This is a genomic window from Pantoea sp. OXWO6B1 (genome assembly GCF_001641135.1).
Classification (GTDB): domain Bacteria; phylum Pseudomonadota; class Gammaproteobacteria; order Enterobacterales; family Enterobacteriaceae; genus Pantoea; species Pantoea allii.
On sequence record NZ_CM004290.1, the window covers coordinates 204,454 to 224,506 of the forward strand.

Annotated in this window: 19 protein-coding genes; 14 read left to right on the forward strand and 5 right to left on the reverse strand. The window is 52.2% G+C overall.

Annotated elements, in window-relative coordinates:
- Positions 1 to 9 precede the first annotated feature (9 nt).
- Both A6A26_RS00975 and A6A26_RS00980 read right to left on the reverse strand, forming a co-directional pair.
- Positions 10 to 1,392, reverse strand: coding sequence for a diaminobutyrate--2-oxoglutarate transaminase (locus A6A26_RS00975; protein WP_063877053.1), 1,383 nt, complete (start codon positions 1,390 to 1,392; stop codon positions 10 to 12).
- Between the two features lie 466 nt (positions 1,393 to 1,858).
- The gene (locus tag A6A26_RS00980) at positions 1,859 to 2,443 is read right to left on the reverse strand and encodes a TetR/AcrR family transcriptional regulator (protein ID WP_082875124.1); all 585 of its coding nucleotides are present in this window, start codon (positions 2,441 to 2,443) and stop codon (positions 1,859 to 1,861) included.
- 94 nt (positions 2,444 to 2,537) lie between these two features.
- Here A6A26_RS00980 and A6A26_RS00985 point away from each other — a divergent pair, with 94 nt between their 5' ends.
- Positions 2,538 to 3,428, forward strand: a complete 891-nt coding sequence (locus A6A26_RS00985) for an ABC transporter six-transmembrane domain-containing protein (RefSeq protein WP_063877055.1) — start codon at positions 2,538 to 2,540, stop codon at positions 3,426 to 3,428.
- An 89-nt stretch (positions 3,429 to 3,517) separates the two neighbouring features.
- On the opposite strand, the gene A6A26_RS00990 is transcribed toward A6A26_RS00985, so the two are convergent.
- A complete protein-coding gene (locus tag A6A26_RS00990; protein ID WP_063877056.1) occupies positions 3,518 to 4,534 on the reverse strand; it encodes a lipoate--protein ligase A in 1,017 nt (338 codons plus the stop codon).
- Positions 4,535 to 5,026: 492 nt separating this feature from the next.
- Between A6A26_RS00990 and A6A26_RS01000 the strand changes: the two genes are divergently transcribed.
- The 4 genes from A6A26_RS01000 to A6A26_RS01015 all read left to right on the forward strand — a co-directional run bounded on the left by A6A26_RS01000 (position 5,027) and on the right by A6A26_RS01015 (position 10,315).
- Positions 5,027 to 5,530 carry a sugar dehydrogenase complex small subunit gene (locus A6A26_RS01000; RefSeq protein WP_063877058.1) on the forward strand — a complete coding sequence of 168 codons (504 nt, stop codon included), beginning with the start codon at positions 5,027 to 5,029 and terminating at the stop codon, positions 5,528 to 5,530.
- A gap of 24 nt (positions 5,531 to 5,554) precedes the next feature.
- A complete protein-coding gene (locus A6A26_RS01005; RefSeq protein ID WP_063877059.1) occupies positions 5,555 to 7,162 on the forward strand; it encodes a GMC family oxidoreductase in 1,608 nt (535 codons plus the stop codon).
- On the forward strand, positions 7,155 to 8,513 hold the full coding sequence (locus A6A26_RS01010; protein WP_063877060.1) for a c-type cytochrome: 1,359 nt from the start codon (positions 7,155 to 7,157) through the stop codon (positions 8,511 to 8,513). The genes A6A26_RS01005 and A6A26_RS01010 overlap by 8 nt, the downstream gene beginning before the upstream one ends.
- 260 nt (positions 8,514 to 8,773) lie before the next feature.
- Positions 8,774 to 10,315: a sensor domain-containing diguanylate cyclase gene (locus tag A6A26_RS01015; protein WP_063877061.1), complete on the forward strand. Its 1,542-nt coding sequence runs from the start codon at positions 8,774 to 8,776 to the stop codon at positions 10,313 to 10,315.
- A gap of 58 nt (positions 10,316 to 10,373) precedes the next feature.
- On the opposite strand, the gene A6A26_RS01020 is transcribed toward A6A26_RS01015, so the two are convergent.
- Positions 10,374 to 11,114: a nitroreductase family protein gene (locus tag A6A26_RS01020; protein ID WP_063877062.1), complete on the reverse strand. Its 741-nt coding sequence runs from the start codon at positions 11,112 to 11,114 to the stop codon at positions 10,374 to 10,376.
- Between the two features lie 403 nt (positions 11,115 to 11,517).
- On the opposite strand from A6A26_RS01020, the gene A6A26_RS01025 reads away from it, so the two are divergent.
- From A6A26_RS01025 to A6A26_RS01045, 5 genes are read left to right on the forward strand one after another with little or no spacing between them, the layout of a single operon-like run.
- Positions 11,518 to 12,621 (forward strand): ABC transporter ATP-binding protein, encoded by a 1,104-nt coding sequence (locus A6A26_RS01025; RefSeq protein WP_063877063.1) that lies wholly within the window; start codon positions 11,518 to 11,520, stop codon positions 12,619 to 12,621.
- Positions 12,622 to 12,646: 25 nt separating this feature from the next.
- On the forward strand, positions 12,647 to 13,924 hold the full coding sequence (locus A6A26_RS01030) for an ABC transporter substrate-binding protein (protein WP_063877064.1): 1,278 nt from the start codon (positions 12,647 to 12,649) through the stop codon (positions 13,922 to 13,924).
- A gap of 10 nt (positions 13,925 to 13,934) precedes the next feature.
- Positions 13,935 to 14,846 carry a carbohydrate ABC transporter permease gene (locus A6A26_RS01035; RefSeq protein WP_156506617.1) on the forward strand — a complete coding sequence of 304 codons (912 nt, stop codon included), beginning with the start codon at positions 13,935 to 13,937 and terminating at the stop codon, positions 14,844 to 14,846.
- A complete protein-coding gene (locus A6A26_RS01040) occupies positions 14,843 to 15,661 on the forward strand; it encodes a carbohydrate ABC transporter permease (RefSeq protein ID WP_063877066.1) in 819 nt (272 codons plus the stop codon). Before A6A26_RS01035 ends, A6A26_RS01040 begins: the two co-directional genes overlap by 4 nt.
- A 10-nt stretch (positions 15,662 to 15,671) precedes the next feature.
- On the forward strand, positions 15,672 to 16,601 hold the full coding sequence (locus tag A6A26_RS01045) for a metallophosphoesterase (protein WP_063877067.1): 930 nt from the start codon (positions 15,672 to 15,674) through the stop codon (positions 16,599 to 16,601).
- A gap of 398 nt (positions 16,602 to 16,999) precedes the next feature.
- Here the strand turns inward: A6A26_RS01045 and A6A26_RS01050 are convergent, their stop codons facing one another.
- A complete protein-coding gene (locus A6A26_RS01050; RefSeq protein WP_063877068.1) occupies positions 17,000 to 17,887 on the reverse strand; it encodes a LysR substrate-binding domain-containing protein in 888 nt (295 codons plus the stop codon).
- A 99-nt stretch (positions 17,888 to 17,986) separates the two neighbouring features.
- Here A6A26_RS01050 and A6A26_RS01055 point away from each other — a divergent pair, with 99 nt between their 5' ends.
- The 4 genes from A6A26_RS01055 to A6A26_RS01070 all read left to right on the forward strand — a co-directional run bounded on the left by A6A26_RS01055 (position 17,987) and on the right by A6A26_RS01070 (position 20,049).
- A complete protein-coding gene (locus tag A6A26_RS01055) occupies positions 17,987 to 18,301 on the forward strand; it encodes a carboxymuconolactone decarboxylase family protein (protein WP_063877069.1) in 315 nt (104 codons plus the stop codon).
- 9 nt (positions 18,302 to 18,310) lie between these two features.
- The gene (locus A6A26_RS01060) at positions 18,311 to 18,718 is read left to right on the forward strand and encodes a tautomerase family protein (RefSeq protein WP_063877070.1); all 408 of its coding nucleotides are present in this window, start codon (positions 18,311 to 18,313) and stop codon (positions 18,716 to 18,718) included.
- Positions 18,719 to 18,728: 10 nt separating this feature from the next.
- Complete coding sequence (locus A6A26_RS01065; protein WP_063877071.1) at positions 18,729 to 19,265, forward strand: DUF4865 family protein; 537 nt, start codon at positions 18,729 to 18,731, stop codon at positions 19,263 to 19,265.
- A 220-nt stretch (positions 19,266 to 19,485) separates the two neighbouring features.
- A complete protein-coding gene (locus tag A6A26_RS01070; RefSeq protein WP_063877072.1) occupies positions 19,486 to 20,049 on the forward strand; it encodes a peroxiredoxin in 564 nt (187 codons plus the stop codon).
- Positions 20,050 to 20,053 lie beyond the last annotated feature (4 nt).

Consider the following 20,053-nt stretch of genomic DNA (forward strand, 5'->3'; position numbering starts at 1 on the left):
TTACTCCACTCAAACTGCTTCGACGCCAGCGGCAAGCAGGGCGCTTTCAAATTTATCCAGGAAGACCTGCATTTCATCATGATTGATCAGCAGGGAAGGCAGCAGACGTAATACGCTGCCGTGGCGTCCACCGCGCTCAAGGATCAGGCCATTTTCAAAGCATTTCTTCTGAATGAGAGCGGATAAATCACCATCAGCCGGGTAGCAGCCCATATGATCCTGCGCGTCGTTTGGCTTGACCATTTCAATACCGAGCATCAGGCCAAGACCACGCACGTTACCGATGGCCGGATAGCGTTGCTGCAGTTCGCCAAGTTTGCCTTTCAGCCACTCACCTTTTTCCGCGACGCTGTCAGCGATATTGTTTTCTTTCAGCAGCTTCAGCGTTGTCAGGCCCGTCGCCATCGCCAGCTGGTTGCCACGGAACGTGCCGGTATGATGGCCCGGTGACCAGGCATCAAACTGCTTTTTGATCCCCAGCACGGCTAACGGTAAACCGCCGCCTACCGCTTTTGACATCACGATAATATCGGGCTCAATGCCGGCATGCTCAAACGCGAAGAATTTACCGGTACGGGCAAATCCTGCCTGAACTTCATCCAGAATCAGCAGGATACCGTGCTCCTGCGTCACTTTACGGATGCGTTGCAGCCATTCAGCCGGTGCCGGATTGACGCCGCCTTCACCCTGAACCGCTTCGAGAATCACAGCAGCAGGTTTACGGACACCACTTTCAACATCGTTGATCAGGTTTTCGAAGTAGTAGGTCAGGGCTTTTACACCGGCGTCACCACCAATGCCCAGCGGGCAGCGGTACAGATGCGGGTAAGGCATAAACTGGACTTCTGGCATCATGCCATTGACGGCTTCTTTAGGTGACAGGTTGCCGGTAACAGCCAGTGCACCGTGCGTCATGCCGTGATAACCGCCGGAGAAGCTGATCACACCTGAACGGCCGGTGTGTTTCTTCGCCAGCTTGAGCGCCGCTTCGACCGCATCTGCGCCGGAAGGCCCAGTGAATTGCAGGCAATATTCTTTGCCCTGACCCGGTAACAGGGAGAGCAGATATTCTGAGAACGCATCTTTTAATGGCGTGGTCAGATCCAGAGTATGTAACGGCAAGCCGCTGGTAATGACATTTTGGATGCTTTGCAGTACGTCAGGGTGATTATGACCTAACGCAAGCGTTCCGGCACCGGCAAGACAGTCAAGATACTGTTTGTTCTCGACGTCTGTGATCCAGACACCATTAGCTTTCGCAATCGCTAACGGTAATTTACGCGGATAACTTCGAACATTTGATTCAAACTCGGCCTGGCGGGCCAGATAAGTCTCATTGTTACCGTTTAATGTATTCGCATTCAAACTATCAATACGGACTTTATCCGTCATCATATCTCTCCTACAACCGGGCGTGGCATCACGCTGCAGTTGGATAAGTGAATAAAATTTAGAGCTCGTGTTAAAAACGCGGCCAATATAGGGTTTTTTAACACAGGACTCAATGATTAATTTTATAAGGATTTGTGGATGTATTTACTTTATAAACCAGCGACTTAGCCCGGAAAGGGAAGCGAGGTAAACCACTTATGTTAAAATGCGTAAACAATAAAGCGCCTAAAAACACCTGCTTACCGCATTCCCGTGAGAATCTGCCAGCGAAAAATAAAGTGTGTTAGCAAGCATTTCAGGACAGATAAGCGATAAAATTTGAGATTAATCAACCAACAAAATGTAAAACGCACGCCATCTGAATGACACACTAAAAAGTTAAGAATGAATATTCGTATAACTTCTATTTAACATTCCATTAAAGCCAATACGCGAGAAAAAGACGCTTTGCGTCCTTCCCGCTCCGTTAACGCATAAATTGTATAAAGTGATTAATGTCGGCCATGACCTGCTCAATTTTTTCTGGCGAAGATTTAATGCTCAACATATCAGCATAGCCATTAAGCATGGCATTGAGTTGGCGCGCGCTGCGCGCGACATCATCCGTATGAAAACAACCCTGTGCAACGCCAGCACGAATAATGTCACAGAGCAACGCATCCCAGCCCGCCGTAATCTTGTCGGCTAAGTCTGCATAATCGGCGTTATGCGCTGCCATCTGCCAGAAAGAAGCATAGAGCCGCCAGACCGAATCTGAAGTATCAGGTATATGGCCTTCAATCATACAGTGTAGTTGCTGCTCAGGTTCCAGGCCGGCCAGTTCAGCGGTAAATTCATCTAACTCGCGCTGCATGAAGTGTTCCAGCGCGGTTAAGGTAAGTGTGTGCCAGTCAGGGAAATAGTGATAAATATGGCTACGCGATATACCCAGCGATTCCGTTAATTCCCGCGTCGTGGCTTTCTCAATGCCTTTTTCGATAAAAAGCGCGACGGCGCCTGTGAGGATTTTTTCTTTCAAGGTTTCCCCAGATGTTGCCATTGGTGCTTTCATCATCACTCCCGAATTGACTTTGAGCAAACGCTCAAATACGATGCGCTGGTACTTGAGCATTCGCTCAATTCTAACCGTTTAAGAAAAGAAAATCATGTGTTCTACCCGAACGACACCAACGGATCTCGCACCACCAAACGCTATTGCGACCTTAAAGAGGTTAGGTCGACGTCACAATAAAAAGCTCGCGCTCACTCTGCTTTTAGTCATGGCAGAAAACGTCACCTACCTGCTTTATCCGCTATTAGCCGGGTTTGCCATAAACGCCATTGTCACCGGGCAGGCGCTCCATGCTGTGCTCTATGCGGTCATGGTATTTACGATGTGGGTCATCGGAGCCGCAAGACGCAGCGTCGATACCCGCACCTTCGCCCGTATTTATGCCGAACTGGCGGTGCCAGTTATCGTGGCGCAGCGTCACGAAAAGCATAATGCGTCAACGGTTGCCGCTCGTGTGACGTTGTCACGTGAGTTTGTGGACTTTTTCGAACTTCATCTGCCCATGCTTATTACTTCTCTGGCATCGATCAGCGGCGCAGCCATCATGCTGCTGGTGATTGAATTCTGGACCGGCGTGGGCTGTGTGATCATTTTGTTGGTTCTTGCCTGTTTTTTACCCGGCTTCTCACGCAAGAATGAGGCGTTGTTTGGTCGTCTGAATAACCGGCTTGAAAAAGAGGTGAGTCTGGTGACGATGGCGCAGGCACCCACACTGGCGAAGCACTACGCTGTGCTGGCGCGATTACGTATTGGACTCTCCGATCGTGAGGCGCTGGGTTTTTTGACCATCGGTACGGCTGCGGCGCTGCTGTTTGCCTTTACGATCCTCGCCATGACCAGAAAAGGGATTGGTGATGCAGGACATATCTATTCCGTGATGACCTATCTGTGGATGTTCGCAATGAGCCTGGATGACGGGCCGCGCCTGCTTGAAAAATACTCGCAACTCAAGGATATAGGTCAGCGCGTGAATACAGGAAGCTAAGCGCGAAAGGGGCAACGGCACGGCAGTAACGTCGCCTGTCATTGCCCACATGCTGGCGGGCATTGGCAAAGGCAGCCGCGTATCACCTGTTAACTGACGCTTGCCACCAGCCATGGTGTCAGTTCGTCCAGTTCATGCTGCTGCAGTGGGTATTCCGCTTTTAACGCTTCAATGTGCTGTGCCATCACATCAGGTTGATAGGCTGCACCCTGTAAGCGCGAGGCCAGCATTTCCAGAGGCGCAGGATTCAGGCTGTCACTGAAAATCTGGCAGCGGCTAATCGTGCCGCGCTCAACGTCAAAATGGATTTCCACACCGCCCCAGACGAAACGATTATCCAGTACGTGTGAAAAGTCCGGCGCCTGACCAAAATTCCATTCCCAACTGCTTTGCCGGGCAAACTGTTGTTCAAAGCCGGGCAGGTCTGGCAGCCGGTCGGGTGAGATGTGCTCGGGTTCACAGCGCGTGGCAAAATGTTCAAAACAGGCTTCAGTGATAGCGTGGCAGATATGTTCGTAGCGAATATCGGGAACCAGGGTTTGCAGATTGGTTACGCGTGCACGCACCGAGGCGATCCCTTTAGCCTGTAATTTTTTGCTATCCGGATTGAGATAATTTGCCAGGCGTGACAGATCGGCATCCATCAGGATTGTGCCATGATGAAAGCCACGATCGGGGGTTTCACGATAAGCCGAACCGGAAATTTTGCGCACGCCTTCCTCCGTGTCGATCACCAGGTCGTTGCGTCCGGACGCCTGCGCATTCACCCCCAGCTTTGCCAGTGCCTGCAGGATGATGGCGGTTGAGACACTTTTGTCATACTCGGGTTTGCCCGCCATAAATGTAAAACAGCAGTTTCCCAGGTCATGGAATACCGCTCCGCCCCCGCTGCTGCGCCGCGCCAGTTTGATGCCATCCTCTGCCATGCGACGCGTATTACACTCTTTCCACGGGTTTTGCGCCCGACCAATCACCACGGTTTCTGCATTTCGCCACAAAAACAGTACCCGCTGGCTCGCCGGCATCTGGCGAAAAATACACTCCTCCACCGCCAGGTTGAACCAGGGATCGTTCGATTCTGATAACAGTAAACGCAAAGGGGGCATTATCGACTCCGTTTCCTTGAGAAATTCTGCCGCTACAGTAGGACAGAAGAGCAGTTTACTTCAGCCAGCCCCAGAGGCAATTGCCTCAGGACAGGCTGACGGGCTAAGCGGAGATCGTGATGCCGTGCAGCATGGCCGGTTCTGCGGGTGAGTTCCGCTTTGTATCAAATTTGTTTAATATCGATTTAATATATTTATAACCCAAACAACTATCAGGTTTATCCTCTGCAGATTGTTATGATTTGGTTAATTACCAGTGGATTATTAAAAAAGAGACGTCCATGATTCGCAGGCATGGAGAGAATCGGATGACGTGATTCTGCAACCTCAGTTGATTTTCTCTTACGCGCAGGTTCAGGCGCGAACGCGTCAGGCTTTCGCTCTTAACCCAGGCGGCGACATGTCTGACATCATGGGCACTACCCTCATCATAACCCGTATTCCGCAGACTGATTTGCTGCCAGCGACAGGCGGCTTTTACTGGAAGATATCATGAATCACTATTCACGCCGACGCGTGCTGAAGATGGTCGGACTGGTGGCTGTGACCAGCGCCGCCGGACATCTGCTCCCCCTGGCCCGCCTTAATGCCGCACAACCGGACGCCCAGGCTGATGAGCTGGACGTTTTCATGCAGGTTTCTCAGCAGCTCACACAGCGGGATGAGCTTAACGAAACCGTGGGCAGTGCGCTCTATGACACCTTAAGCCAGACGCAAAAGAATTTCTCAGCTGCACTGGTACATTTAAGTAACCTGCTGACGCGTCAGACCGATCTGTTGCAACAGGAACGTTTGCAGTTTGCCGAGAGCGATGCGGGCTGTGCGAAGCTGGCGGGTGCCATTCTTAGCGGTTGGTACACCGGGGTGGTGGGGAAAGGTAAAAATGCGCGATACATCACCTACATCAACACCCTTGCGAATCAGGTCGTCAATGACAAACTGGTTCCGCCGAGCTTCTCATATGGCGTCTGTGGCAGTTGGGCGAGTCAACCGTGATCCTTTTTAAGAGTAATGTCATCAATGAAGAAGAATGAGTCGGCTGATGTCGTCGTGATTGGCGCGGGCGTGAATGGCGCATTGCTGGCTACCCGATTGGCTAAAGCCGGTAAAACCGTTGTATTACTTGAGTCCGGGCCGAAAGTCGGCCGGGATGAGCTGGTCGAGCGCTTCCGTAGCTCCGCCTTTAAATCTGACTTTATGTCGCCTTATCCCTTTTCGCCCATGGCGCCGCAGCCGCGATATACGCCTGAACCCAACGACTATCTGCAGCAATTAGGCCCGCAGGCGTTTAATGCACAGTACATCCGCATCTTTGGTGGCACCAGCTGGCACTGGGCTGCCCAACTGTGGCGCTTTGTGCCCAATGATTTCCAGCAATACACACGTTATGGCGTGGGAAAAGACTGGCCGATTGGCTATCAGGATCTGGAACCCTATTACTATGAGGCGGAACTTATCGCTGGTGTCGGGGGATCGCCGGATAACGGATCGCCACGTAGCAAGCCTTTCCCGATGGAGCGCGTACCGGCGTCATGGCTACAGCAGCGTGTAACGGCACGGCTCGCGCCAGATTTCACCGTGCTGGATGACAGCACGGGGCGCAACAGCCGTAGTTATGATGGTCGACCAGCCTGCTGCGGCAACAATAACTGTATGCCGTTGTGCCCGATCGATGCCCAGTATCATGGCGGGCTGGCCGCCCAGCAGGCAGAAGACAGCGGCGTCCAGGTCATTACCGAGGCGGTGGTTTATCAGCTTGAACACGATGCGCAGGGCAGGATTGTTGCCGCAAACTATTATGACTGGAATAAAACCAGCCATCGCATCACGGCACAGACATTTGTCCTCGCGGCCAACGCGATTGAAACGCCGAAGCTGTTACTGATGTCCATCAGCAATAAATTTCCGCAGGGAATTGCCAATGCCCGGGATACTGTCGGGCGTCATCTCTGCGATCATCCCGCGATTGGCGTCACCTTCGACGTAGATGAGGAGATCTGGCCGGGACGTGGCCCTGTCAGCCCGTGCTCGATTGGTCAGTTCAGAGACGGCGAATTCCGCCGCGAACATGCGCCATTCCGTCTGGATATCTCCAATGCCTCGCAGGTGGCGGCGGTGACAAAAGAAGTGCTGGAAGAGGGATACTTTGGTAAAAAACTCCAGGAGCAAGTCCGTTTCCGTGCGGCACGCCGTCTTAGCATTAAAAATGCGCTGGAGCAGCTCCCCAATCCTGACAATCGCGTGACCTTAAGTCGCAATAATAAAGATGCATTGGGATTACCCACACCTGCGTTGTTCTGGGATGTGGATGACTATGTGCAGAAAGGCACAGAAAAAACGCGTGAGTGCTATGACGCGATAGCGGCCAAGCTTGGCGCAACCAATATCCAGCACAGCAAAAGCGGCAAATTCTCCAATCGCCAACATATCACCGGCACCCTGTCGATGGGGCACGATCCCGCCACCAGCGTGACCGATGCCTGGGGACGGGCGCACGATCATGAAAACCTGTTCATGGTCGGTACCGGCGTGATGCCAACGGTTGGTACCTGTAATGTTACGCTCACCGCCATGGCGCTTGCGCTGCGCACCGCTGACAAGATTTTGCAGGAGACACAGCATGGGTAAGCGATTAAGTCGGTTACTGCCTTTAGTGGTGCTCATGCTCACTGCAACCCAGGGCAGTGTGCAGGCAGAAAGCCAGACTGACCTTATAAAACGGGGTGAATACCTTGCTGTCGCCGGGGATTGTGCCGCCTGCCACACAGATGAAGGCAAGGCACCCTTTAGCGGCGGACATGCCATTGGTAGCCCGTTAGGGATCATTTTCAGCACCAATATTACGCCATCAAAAACGGCCGGCATAGGTGACTACAGTGAGAAACAGTTTGCCGATGCGCTACGCAGGGGCATGCGTGCCGATGGCAGCCATCTTTATCCCGCCATGCCTTACACTGCTTATGCCAAAGTGAGCGACAGCGATGTTTCGGCGCTTTATGCTTACTTTATGCATGGCGTCAAAGCTGTTGACACACAGCCGGAGAAAACTGCGCTGCCTTTTCCGTTCAACCTGCGTTTTAGTATGGCTGCATGGAATGTACTGTTCCTCGACACCAAACCCTTCAGGCCCGATCCCAGCCAGTCAGCAGAATGGAACCGTGGCGCTTATCTGGTCGAAGGATTAACCCACTGCAGCACCTGCCATACGCCGCGGAATTTTTTGATGGCGGAGCAACAGAGCAAATCGCTACAGGGTGCTTCTTTGGGAACCTGGTTTGCGCCGGATATCACGGCGAATACCTTACAGAGTGACGATCAGTGGTCACGAGAATCGCTCGCTGCCTACCTGGCGAGCGGTCACGCCGATAACGGGGCGACCGCAGCGGGGCCGATGCTTGAAGCCATCGATAAAAGCTTTTCCAGGATGACGCCGGAAGACCGGAACGCGATTGCGACCTATCTGATGCCTGTCGCCGAGCAGGAAGACAGCGATGCCGACACCGAGTCAGATGTACAGGAACCGGCCAGCGGGCTCACACCAGTAACCGGTGATGATACGCCAGATATGTTATCGGATATGACGGATGGCGAGCGGGTGTACCGCAATAATTGTGCCTCGTGCCATAACCTGGAAGGACAGGGCTTAACAGGATTCCCCGCTCTGACTAAACATCCGGTATTAGAGAAACCTACGGCGGATAACGTTGCGATGGCTGTGCTTGGCGGTGTCTGGCCAGCGAAGGGGCAGGGTATGATTGGCTTTGCCCATACGCTGGATGATACGCAAATTGCTGACGTCACCAATTATGTTATGCAGGATATCGGTAACAGTGCGGTGCGCATTTCCCCGGACCGGGTGAAATCACTGCGTCAGGGCGGCGAGCCATCACTACTCTTGCCGCTAGCCCGCACAGGCATAGCGGTGGCTGTGCTGGCGGTCGTACTGCTGCTGTTTTGGTGGTGGCGTCGCCGACGCTAGTCGCTTTTTCTCCACGTCCCCGTGGACGTGGAGAATCGCCGTGACATCGGTGTAGTCCCCGGATAAGACCCGGCTGCTTATTACGGCAGTCAGCTACATGCCTTCTGAACACATTTCTGACCGCGCGCAACGCTATACTGAAGCCTCTCCTTTACTCTAAACTGAAAACAGCTGATATAAGTATTCCGTCAGGATGTGATTGATAACACGCTGTTTCTGATATTTTGCATTATCCCGTAGCGAGAGAATGGTAAACCGGCATGGAATTACGTCGAAAAAAAGATGTTGCAATGATGCGCATTTCGCCGCTGCTCAGAAGTATTACCCTGGCGGGGAGTTTATTAACGATTGGCGTGATTGTTGTTAATGTCTGGACGCTTCACCTGGACTGGCAAAGGACGGTTCGATTAGCTGAAGAGCGCGCGATCGATCTTTCTCTGGCACAGGCGCGTCAGGCAGAAGACACGTTTCTCCAGACAGAACTGTCACTGCGTGAAGTCCAGCGAGAAATTGAGTCCCAGACTGAGACCGGCGTGGATGTTTCAGCAATCAATAACATCATGCGCACCTTACAGAGCCGTCTGCCTCAGATGGATGGCATCTTTTATTACGACGCGCAGGGTAAATGGATAGCCAGTTCCTTAACGCAGACACCTTCAGCAAATAACGCCGATCGGGAATATTTTGCCTACCATCGCAACAATCCCCGTAACAGCGTGCACGTCGGGCCCGCTTTACGTAGCCGCAGTTCGGAACGCTACGTGATCCCTGTTTCTTTGCGCGTCAGCGATAACTACGGTGATTTCCGTGGTGTACTTCTTGCCACGGTGAGTGTCGATTACTTTCGCCATTACTATGATTATTTTGTCATTGGCCCCAAGGATTTACTGGCGCTGATGCTGGCAGACAGCACTGTGCTTTATGCTCGCCCTTTGCCAGACAGCTACATTGGTAAAAACCTCTCATCCAGCCCGCTTTTCCATCAGTTACTCGAAAATTCACAGCGCGGTAGTGGTCAGTGGAAGGCTGAAGTTGACGGTATAACGCGCATTTTTGGCTTCGCTAGCTCAAGCCGTTATCCTTTCGTCGTTGCCGCCGGCTTTGATAAACAAGGGCTTTTCGTGCACTGGGCTGAAAGCAGGGTGCAGGGAGTGGTACTGAGTCTGGTGTTACTGATGGCGATCATCCTGCTGTGGATGTTAATGCGGCATGAAGCCCGGCGCAGTTTACGCTACCAAATTGAATTAACCCATCTCAGGGATGAACTCACCGCCGCCAACCACTCGCTGGAAAATCTGGCGAACGCCGATGGGCTAACGGGACTGGCCAACCGTCGTTATTTTGACCACTTTCTGAAAAAAAGCCTGTTGCACGGACGCAGTAGCGGAGGACCGGTATCGTTGATACTTTTCGATATCGATTATTTCAAACGCTACAACGATACCTACGGTCACGTTGCAGGTGACGCCTGTTTACAACAGGTGGGCCGTGTGCTGAAAACGTTCGCCCAGCGTCGGACCGATATTGCGGCCCGTTATGGCGGTGAAGAATTTGCCATCGTGCTAGCCGATACTCGCGCCGAGGATGCATTAAGGATGGCGTTGAGTGTGGTTGAGGCGGTCAGAGCGTTAGCTATACCGCATACTTCTACGGGGCTGGAGACGGGGTGCGTAACGTTAAGCGCCGGCGTGGCGTCTTCGGCGTCCGGGGAAGGACCGGAAAGCGCAGGATTATTGATTAAACGCGCGGATGAAGCGCTCTATCGTGTCAAACACCAGGGACGAAACGGGGCCAGCATCTAGCTCACGTCGAGCCGATCTGGCAGGGAAACCGCCCGGGCATTGCCCGGGCGGGTAAAGATTATTTGTCGCTACCGAATCCCTGCTTGTGTAGCGCTGGCAGGACGTTGGGGAAATAGATGTGCTGGTAATATCCGCTCACGCTGTCGCTCCAGCTTTCGCCGTCCGCACGCCCGGTTGCTTGCCAGTGCTGAACCATTTCAGCATTGTAAGCCGCGATTTGCTGCTCCAGACCTTCGGTGTGATAGCTTTCTTCGTGACGGAAGGTTTGCATCGGCAGGCGTGGTTTTTGAAATGCGGGTTGATCGACATACCCAATCACGACGCCCGCCACCGGGAACGTATATTCTGGCAAATTAAGCAGTGAGATCATCGCGTCAGGATCGCGGCGAATCCCCCCGATGGGCACGATGCCTAAGCCTTCTGCCCGGGCTGCTGCCATGATACTTCCCAGCGCAATGCCGACATCGGTAGCGCCAGAAACAATACTCTCAATACTTTCCTGAGCAACCTGCTCTTTGCCTACTGCCGCCATTGCCATACGGGATTTATGCATGTCGAGCACCAGGGTAATAAACACCGGGGCCTTAGCAATCCACGGCTGTCCACCGGCAATCTGGGAGATCGCCTGACGTTTCCCGGCATCCCGCGTGACGACCAGTGAAACCTGCTGTGAATTAACAGAAGTCGGCGCGCGATAGGCGGTGCTGATGATGCGATCCAGGATGGCATCGTCGACGGGTTGGTCGGTAAAGCTGCGTTCACTTTTATGGCTGGTAAACAGGTTAATAATATCGCTCATCGTTGCTCCAAAACGTTAACCTAAAATTCAGTTGCCTGAGGATAACAAATTTATGCCTGCCACTCTTTAACCGCACTGGCCTTAACCTGTCGATTAATAACAAATTTAACGGACAGGCAACCTGGAGACGTTAAGCATGACTAATGTGCCTGAGATAACATCCGGTTTGCGTTTTTACCACTCTGGCGAGTGACATGCTGGTGGGAAGGGTGCGGCAGGCCTCGCCACCACACGGTAAAGGCGGATACCTGTCTGAAGGGATAAACAGGGTACGGGCAGCTGATGAAGGATAAGCCTGGATGATTAAAAGCAGGCTTATCATTTTTCTGTCATTTTTCAGCCATAAATCGTTCATTTTTCTCCGCTAGCTTACTGCAATTCTCATTTGCAAAGCGGCGCATGTATGAGCCATTTGGCGCTTCATAACATCACCAAACGCTGGGGCGAGAAAATCGCGCTGGATAATATCAATTTTGACGCCGCAGAAGGGACGTTTGTTGCACTGTTGGGCCCTTCAGGCTGCGGTAAATCGACCTTACTCCGCACCATTGCCGGGCTGGAGTCGGCCGACAACGGATCGGTCAGTTTTAACCATCTGGACATCACCCACTTACCGCCCTCCCAGCGCAAGCTTTCCATGGTGTTTCAGTCGTATGCGTTATTTCCTCATCTGAGCGTCAAAGAGAATTTGTTGTTCGGTTTAAAAGCCCGTGGCGAGGATAAACTCACGTTTGCCGATCGTCTGCGTCAGGTCAGTAAGCTGATGGAACTTGAGACGTTGCTGGATCGCTTACCGTCCCAACTGTCCGGTGGTCAACAACAGCGGGTGGCGTTAGGCCGTGCCGTTATCGCTAACAATACGCTGTGCCTGATGGATGAACCCCTTTCTAACCTTGATGCCAAACTGCGCCAAAGCATGCGTCGTGAAATTCGTGCCTTACAGAAAAAACTGGGGCTGACGATGCTCTACGTGACGCACGATCAGACAGAAGCGATGAGCATGGCCGACAGCATCATCTTGCTGAATGAGGGGCGAATTGAGCAGCATGACACGCCAGATAACCTCTATAACAATCCAGCCAGTGTGTTTGCGGCACAGTTTATAGGCGCACCGCCCATGAATATCTTACCGCTGACCTTTGACCACATGAATCACTACCTGAGCCCGCTTACGCAACCCGTCGTTGAAGGTTTTAGCAATGGCGCGCTCAGCCTTGGGATCAGGGCAGAAGATATCCAGCTCATTAACGCCGATGGCGCGGCGCTGACGGCCAACGTCGTGAGTTATGAATATATGGGGGCGGACACCTTATTACAGTGCCAGCTTGCTCACAGCCATGCGTCGTTAACCGTCACGGTCCCGGGAATGAAACGGTTTATCGAGGGAAGTCTGACCGGGCTGCAATGGCCTGCCGATAAGCAATACCTGTTTTCAACTGATAGCGGTAAACGCTGTTTGCACGCTGAGCAGCTGATGTCTGTGTCATCCAAAAAATATGCGGTTTAACGGTCTTTTTACCTAAGGGAAAATCATGTCTGCCATTCGTCTGTCACATCTGCTTCCTGCATTGCTTATCGCAACGAGCGCGTCGGTATTTGCCGCCGATCCGGTTAAGTTGCAGATGTACTATCCCATCGCGGTGGGCGGAGAAATCAGCCACACCGTCGAAGCACTGGTCGCTGATTTCGAAAAAATTCATCCTGAAGTCAGTATTCAGCCGGTATATACCGGTGACTACGCCACGACGGTGACCAAAGCGTTGACTGCGTTTCGCGGCGGTAATGCACCGCAAATGGCGGTCATTGGTGATATCGAAGCCTATTCACTGATGGACGCGGGTGCCATTGTGGCGGCCAGCGACCTGGCAAAGGACGATGACGGTAAAAAATGGATCGACAGCTTCTATCCTGCTTTTTTGCGTCATATCAACGGTAAAGTGTGGGGCATTCCTTTTCAGCGCTCGACGGTGGTGCTGTACTGGAATAAGCAGGCGTTTGAAAAAGCGGGTCTGGATGCGGATACACCGCCGGCGAACTGGCAGCAGGTGGTGGACTTTGGTAAAAAACTGGTCGTGAAAGACGGTGATAACGTCAGCCAGTGGGGCATTGAAATCCCGACTACGCCCAATGGCTACTGGGTGTTTCAGGGGTTTGCTGCGACAAACGGCGCGCATCTTGATAACGGCAAGGGCACCGCCGTCTATTTTAATACACCTAAAAATAGTGAAACGCTGCAATGGCTGGCCGATTTAGGCCAGAAAGAAGGCGTTTCACCGAAAGGCGCTATCGCCTGGGGCACGACGCCGCAGGATTTTCTCAGTGGCAAAACTGCGATGATGGTGACGACCACCGGGAACCTGAGTGTCGTGCGCAAAAATGCCAAATTCCCGTTTGGCATCGCAATGCTTCCTGAAAAAACCCAGCGCGGTAGCCCAACCGGCGGCGGAAATCTTTACGTCTTCAAAAATGCATCGGCAGCGCAGCAGAAAGCGGCAATGGAATTTATCCGCTGGGTCACCGCCCCTGAACAGGCCGCTCGCTGGAGTATTGCCACCGGCTACGTGGCGACCTCTCCCGCCGCATGGGAAACACCGGCAATGGAAGCGTATGTGAAACAGGTACCCCAGGCGCTGGTGGCTCGTGAGCAACTCAAATATGCCCAGCCAGAACTGTCGACCTACAACAGCGTACAAATTCAGGAGGCGCTGAACCACGCCATTGAAGCCGCCATTACCCAGGCTAAAACACCAGCAGAAGCTCTGGAAGCGGCGCAGAAACAGGCCGATCGTTTGCTAAAGGCTTACCAGTAACCCTATGGCGATGCGCATTCTTACACCGGCAGCGTCAGCCTCTCGCTCTGGTGGCGGGTCATTACAGCTGTGTGGCTATCTGCTGATTTTACCGGCACTGGTTTTTTTGCTGCTCTTTACCCACTATCCTGCACTGGCGACGGTGTGGGAAAGTCTGTTCAGCGCCTCACGTAATGGTCATCCGGCCCAGTTTGTTGGGCTGGATAACTATGCTGCGCTGCTGGATGACGATGTGTTTATCCGCGCGTTGTGGAATAACCTGCTGTATGCCCTGATCACTATTCCGCTGGCGGTCACGCTGGCTTTACTGATGGCGCTGGCCGTTAACCGACGACTGGCAGGGAATGCGGTGGTTCGTGCGGCGTTTTTTATTCCTTCTCTGCTGCCAATGATTGCCATTGCCAACCTGTGGCTGTTTTTTTACACGCCGCAGCTTGGCCTGCTGAACAAGCTGCTGGCGCTGTTTTCCTTTGCCCCCATTAACTGGCTCGGGGAGCCAGGCACCTCGCTGTGGTGTCTGATGGCGGTCTCCGTCTGGCGTGAAGCCGGATTCTTTATGATCTTCTATCTGGCCGCTCTGCAGCAGATTGATCCGCGACTGAGTGAAGCGGCACAAATTGAAGGTGCATCTCACGGGTACTTCTTCCGGCGCGTCCAGTGGCCATTACTGATGCCGACCACGTTATTTGTGCTAATCAACGCATCAATGAACGCATTTCGCATTGTCGATCAGGTGATTGCCATGACCAATGGCGGCCCGGACAACAGCAGCAGCCTGTTACTGTTTTACATCTACCGCACCGCATTCAGTTACTGGGATTTACCGGCAGCGGCGGCAATGACCGTGGTGTTACTGCTGATTTTAGCGGCCATTGCTGTGGTTAAGTTTAGGTTACTGGACAAGCGAGCCCATTATCAATGAAGCCTCAATGTGCTGTTGGTCGCCTGTGCCTGAATGCCGTTATCTGGCTGATGGCAGTGCTATGGTTACTTCCCATCCTGGTCGCGCTGTGGGTGGCGATACATCCCGCGGCAGAGCAGGGGAGCTTTACGCTCTTTGCTCCCCTGACGCTCCAGAACTTTATTGACGCCTGGCACGCTGCGCCCTTTGCCCGCTACTTTCTCAACACCATTTTGCTGGTGTTAATGATCGTCGTATGTCAGCTGGTGCTGGCCACCATGGCGGCTTACGCTTTGGTGCGTTTTCGCCTGAAGTATTCGGGGGTTTTGTTTGCGCTTATCCTGTTACAGCTGATGATCAGCCCCGATGTGTTGATCCTCAACAATTACCAAACGATTGGCGCGCTCGGGTTGCGCGATACCTTGACCGGCATTGCCTTACCCTATTTCGCCTCGGCCTTTGCCATCTTCCTGCTGCGCCAGACGTTTAAAAGCATTCCTGTGGTACTGGAAGAAGCGGCTGTCGTGGAAGGTGCCAGCCGGTTTTATATTTTACGTAAAATTTATATCCCGCTGGCCAGGCCGATTTATATCGCCTTTGCACTGGTATCTGTTAGCTTCCACTGGAATGATTTTCTCTGGCCACTGGTGATTACCGATTCTGTTAAGGTGCGGCCATTAACGGTCGGGCTGCAGTTATTTTCTTCGCCGGAGCAGGGCGTTCAGTGGGCGCTTATTGGGGCGGCGACGATCATGACAACGCTGCCGTTACTGCTGCTGTTTCTGATTTTCCAGCGCCAGTTTATCCAGTCTTTTATGCGTGCTGGCATACGTTAAGGTGTCCCGCATGTTAATGCCTCACTCGCTTAGTCTGCCACAACGCGCATTACTGGCGGAAGTCGCTCAGCTTTATCAACCGCCGTCGCTGCGAACTGTGGCGACAGGGGATAACAGGGTTTGTTTTGGTCTGATTGCCGATCCGCAATATGCGGATAGCGAGCCGGATATCGACAATAATCTCTATTATCGCAACGGACTACAAAAGCTACAGCGGGCCATCGGGGTGCTTAACGTGCAGCCGCTCGATTTTGTTGTCACGCTGGGCGATCTGGTCGATCGCGACTGGCAAAGCTATGCGGCGGTGCTGCCTGTTTATCAAGGCTTACAGCATCCTCATGCCGTGGTGCTGGGTAATCACGATGCGCAGACTATAGCCGCACGGCTTGAGGGAAAGCTTCCCTTACCTAAGAGCTATTACGCCTTCCGTTTCAACGGATGGCGTTTCATTGTCTACGATGGCAACGATATCAGTGTTTACTGCAATGCACTCAACGGCACAGACCGTGAACAGGCCGCGGCGTTGCTGGCCCGACTCCAGCGCGCGCAGCAACCCCAGGCACAGCCCTGGAATGGCGCAGTGGGTAAACAGCAACTGGACTGGATTGAGCAACAGTTACAGGCCGCCCAACAGTGCGGGGAAAGCGTCGTGGTATTGGGGCATTATCCGCTGGCACCCGAGAATACACATATGTTGATGAATGCCGGAGAGTTGGTGGATTTATTCACTCGCTATCGGGTACGCGCCTGTTTTGCCGGGCACGATCATCGTGGCGGCTATGCACGTATCGGGCACACCGAGTTTTTCACTATGAAAGGAATGCTGGATGGTCCGTCAGATGCGCCCTTTGCGCGGGTGGAAATAGACAATAACACACTCAGGTTACATGGCTTTGAGGGAGAGGTAAGCCGCTGCTCAAGGACATTAAATCGCGTTTAATCACCACCATTCCTAATCAGACCTCTTTTCCCCTCTTTTTAAAGATGATTTAGTTACATCATACTGTAAGTGAAATCATTAAGGTGCCCGAATCAGGCGCAGAGCGGCGGGTAAGTTAAGGCGTAATGGCGATGTAGAGAAAGATGGCGCTTAGCTGAGACGGCGAACCCTGTTAAGCCAGCGTGCGCTAACGCCACCCGCTTAACCGTTCATTGATCGATTAAATGAATGTGGTGTCATTCAGACCCTGGCTATGTATTTTCCGCCGGGCTCATCGCGCTATCAGCGGCTGGTGCGACAGAGATATGTTGTCGCGCTGAAATATTGTCTCTTGTTTTCATACTCACCAGGACAGCATGAATATTTATAACCGAGAGTAAAAATAACGCCTTAATCTGTCAGCGCGCCTGAGCACCGGGAAAGTGTACTTTTATCATCTGGCAGAGTGAGGCTGCTGCGGCAGATACGTTTTTTTCTGCGTAATGCAGCGTGACGCCAATGCTTCCTGCATCAGGCAATTTTTGCCCGGTAATAATCCCTAACGATGACGGCATGCCTGTTTCAGTGCGTAGCGTAATGCCCAGCCCCGCTGCGGCTGCGGCCCATATACCGCTCAGGCTTCTGCTGGTAAACGCAATACGCCACGGGATATTCATGCTGTCCAGTGCGGCTGTCGCTGCGCTACGCATCATACAGGGTGCATCAAAAACCAGTAACGGCAACGGTCGGTTCTGCAAGAAAAATGTGCCGATATCCAGATCCTTTGCGCCTATCCAGCATAGCGGTAACGTGCCAAGCGACTGGCTATAAGCACTGCTCTCTTTACCCTGCCAACTCAGTGCGATATCGAGTTCATTTTGGCGAATAGCCTCTAACAGAGGTTTATTACGGGTGACCGTTGCTGATATCTGCACATCGGGATGCGCACGTGAAAATTGTCCAAGAATGGTGGGAAGGAGTGACTCTCCAAAGTCTTCCTGCAAACCCAGACGTAGCTCGCCACGGATACCAACGGCCTTAACGGCTGCATAAGCTTCATCGTTCAAACTCATGAGCCTGCGCGCGTAAGCAAGCATAATTTCACCCTGGGCTGTAAGAACCAGATGTCGCCCTGACTTTTGCACCAGCGCTGCACCTGCCTGTTGTTCGAGCTTTTTAAGTTGGGCGCTCACGGCCGATGTTGAACGACCTAAGCGTTCAGCGGCGGAAGCAAAGCTACCCAGCTCAATGCCGGTCACAAAAGTGCGTAAGGTTTCCGCATCGAACGTAACGGGTCTTTTAGCCATTATGTGTCCTGTTTTTTGGGATTAGGCGTCCCATTATTTCTGATTTTATAAATTATCAAGGCGTTTTATCTTTTTACCACATCCACCAGAGGAAGATAAATGAACGCTATAAAGGTGACCCGAGAAAACATGGCTGAACTTGCCCCAAAGCTGGCATTGCTCAGTGAAGAGGTGTTGTTTGGCGATATCTGGCAGCGGGAAGCGCTTTCCCCGCGGGACAGAAGTTTAGTGACGGTCAGTGCACTTATTGCGCTGTCTCGACATGAGCAACTGGACTGGCATCTTCAGTTCGCGCGGAAGAATGGGGTTTCTGATGAGGAAATAACGGAAGTGATAACGCATCTTGCCTTTTATTGCGGATGGCCAAATGCCGTTTCTGCGTTGACCGTCTTCAAAAATGCACAGCCTGAGTAAGGAGCCTGTATGCCTGTCACTCGTATCGCTATCTCAACACCGCGTTTCCAGCAGTGGCGAGAGGCTGTTTCTGATGCTTTACAGCAGTCACTTGAAGCGTCGTTTGCCGTACCACGCGGTGACTGCTTTCAGTTTTTTGATTGTTATGACGAACGTAGCCGCATTTTTGATCGGCACTATCTGTGCGACGGGGAAGCGGGCCGTAGCGATGACTTCCTTATGTTTACTGTTACCGCCGGTAAAGCGCGCAGCACTCAACAAAAGCAGGCTTTTTATCGCGATCTGATCGGGCGTCTTGAACAAGCGACTGGCATAAACCCCCGCGATGTCATGGTCATTATTCATTTCACACAATCTGAAGACTGGTCTTTCAGTCATGGGAAAATGTTTAGCCTGACGGCTATTCCACACGCTTAAGGAGAAAAGTATGCTTGCTATGCAATATCGGTTTGTTCTTCCTGCTGATTACGACATGACAATCATTAAACGCCGGATTAATGACCATGGGCATAAGATGGAAGGCTTTCCGGGTCTCCTGTTTAAAGCCTGGCTTTATGCCTGCAAATCCAACAGCCCGACATACAGTGAAGAAAACAGCTATGCGCCATTTTATCTGTGGCAGAACGCAGAAAGCCTGCACCGTTTTCTGTCCGGGGCAGGTTTTAAAAAACTTACCGAGGATTTCGGCTGGCCACAGGTGCACACCTTTCCGGTCTTATCGGCTGACTTAGGGCCAGATATCTCGCATGCTGGCTTTGCATCCCTGGCGGTGAGTCGCGTTCCTGCTTACAGCGAACTTTCCGGGCTTACTCAGTGCCCAGATCAATCCGGGGCTGTAGCACGCGTCTCTGCTCTGGATACCTTTCACTGGCGGCGCATAGCATTTTGCCTGTGGACAAAAGCGCCTGCGCAAAATGTACTGCACACGCAACACTACGAGGTTGGTCGTCTCTCTTTTCCCTAAATGTGCCTTATTTACCGTCTGACACAAAATTATCGGTTAACCGGATATCTAAATGACCGGTTGTGTGGCTATCTTACAGTACATGCCAGACTATTTCGTATCACCACGCTGGCAACGCAGTCGCGTTATCACATGACGTTAATTTTTCCATTTTTAGCTAACGAACCTAGTATTAAAGTACAAGGGCACTTTTGCCTGCTTGTCGACGGAGAAAAAAATAATGCGTATCAAGAATCACCTGAAAATATTGACGACCGCAACGCTCCTGGCACTGAGCCTGCCGATGACCTCCGCATTTGCTGCATTACCGGTCGGTGCAAATGCGCCAGATTTTAAACTGGAAGCCGCACTGGCAGGTAAAGAAACAACCTTCTCCTTGCAGCAGGCGCTGCAAAAAGGCCCGGTCGTGCTTTATTTTTTCCCAGCGGCGTTTAGTGCCGGTTGTACGTTAGAAGCACACGCATTTGCTGAAGCCACCGATGAATTTAAAAAACAGGGTGCGACAGTTATCGGCGTGACCGCAGGTAACACCGACCAGATTGAGAAATTCTCAAAGCTTGAATGCCGCGATAAATTCACCGTTGCCGCCGATCCGGGTGCAAAAGTGGCCGCGGAATATAAAAGTACCATGGAGATGAAAGGTAAAACGCTTTCCGATCGTACCTCCTATGTTATTGCGCCAGATGGCAAAATTTTACTGAGCTATACGGATAAAAACCCGGAATCCCATATCCAGAAAACGCTGGATGCCGTGAAAAAATACCGCCAGGCTAACCCGGCTTAATCTC

Excerpts from the sequence above, each read along its gene's own strand:
- A6A26_RS00975 (WP_063877053.1), bottom strand. The coding sequence starts at position 1,392 with ATGACGGATAAAGTCCGTATTGATAGTTTGAATGCGAATACATTAAAC.
- A6A26_RS00980 (WP_082875124.1), bottom strand. The coding sequence starts at position 2,443 with ATGAAAGCACCAATGGCAACATCTGGGGAAACCTTGAAAGAAAAAATC.
- A6A26_RS00985 (WP_063877055.1), top strand. The coding sequence starts at position 2,538 with ATGTGTTCTACCCGAACGACACCAACGGATCTCGCACCACCAAACGCT.
- A6A26_RS00990 (WP_063877056.1), bottom strand. The coding sequence starts at position 4,534 with ATGCCCCCTTTGCGTTTACTGTTATCAGAATCGAACGATCCCTGGTTC.
- A6A26_RS01000 (WP_063877058.1), top strand. The coding sequence starts at position 5,027 with ATGAATCACTATTCACGCCGACGCGTGCTGAAGATGGTCGGACTGGTG.
- A6A26_RS01005 (WP_063877059.1), top strand. The coding sequence starts at position 5,555 with ATGAAGAAGAATGAGTCGGCTGATGTCGTCGTGATTGGCGCGGGCGTG.
- A6A26_RS01010 (WP_063877060.1), top strand. The coding sequence starts at position 7,155 with ATGGGTAAGCGATTAAGTCGGTTACTGCCTTTAGTGGTGCTCATGCTC.
- A6A26_RS01015 (WP_063877061.1), top strand. The coding sequence starts at position 8,774 with ATGGAATTACGTCGAAAAAAAGATGTTGCAATGATGCGCATTTCGCCG.
- A6A26_RS01020 (WP_063877062.1), bottom strand. The coding sequence starts at position 11,114 with ATGAGCGATATTATTAACCTGTTTACCAGCCATAAAAGTGAACGCAGC.
- A6A26_RS01025 (WP_063877063.1), top strand. The coding sequence starts at position 11,518 with ATGAGCCATTTGGCGCTTCATAACATCACCAAACGCTGGGGCGAGAAA.
- A6A26_RS01030 (WP_063877064.1), top strand. The coding sequence starts at position 12,647 with ATGTCTGCCATTCGTCTGTCACATCTGCTTCCTGCATTGCTTATCGCA.
- A6A26_RS01035 (WP_156506617.1), top strand. The coding sequence starts at position 13,935 with ATGCGCATTCTTACACCGGCAGCGTCAGCCTCTCGCTCTGGTGGCGGG.
- A6A26_RS01040 (WP_063877066.1), top strand. The coding sequence starts at position 14,843 with ATGAAGCCTCAATGTGCTGTTGGTCGCCTGTGCCTGAATGCCGTTATC.
- A6A26_RS01045 (WP_063877067.1), top strand. The coding sequence starts at position 15,672 with ATGTTAATGCCTCACTCGCTTAGTCTGCCACAACGCGCATTACTGGCG.
- A6A26_RS01050 (WP_063877068.1), bottom strand. The coding sequence starts at position 17,887 with ATGGCTAAAAGACCCGTTACGTTCGATGCGGAAACCTTACGCACTTTT.
- A6A26_RS01055 (WP_063877069.1), top strand. The coding sequence starts at position 17,987 with ATGAACGCTATAAAGGTGACCCGAGAAAACATGGCTGAACTTGCCCCA.
- A6A26_RS01060 (WP_063877070.1), top strand. The coding sequence starts at position 18,311 with ATGCCTGTCACTCGTATCGCTATCTCAACACCGCGTTTCCAGCAGTGG.
- A6A26_RS01065 (WP_063877071.1), top strand. The coding sequence starts at position 18,729 with ATGCTTGCTATGCAATATCGGTTTGTTCTTCCTGCTGATTACGACATG.
- A6A26_RS01070 (WP_063877072.1), top strand. The coding sequence starts at position 19,486 with ATGCGTATCAAGAATCACCTGAAAATATTGACGACCGCAACGCTCCTG.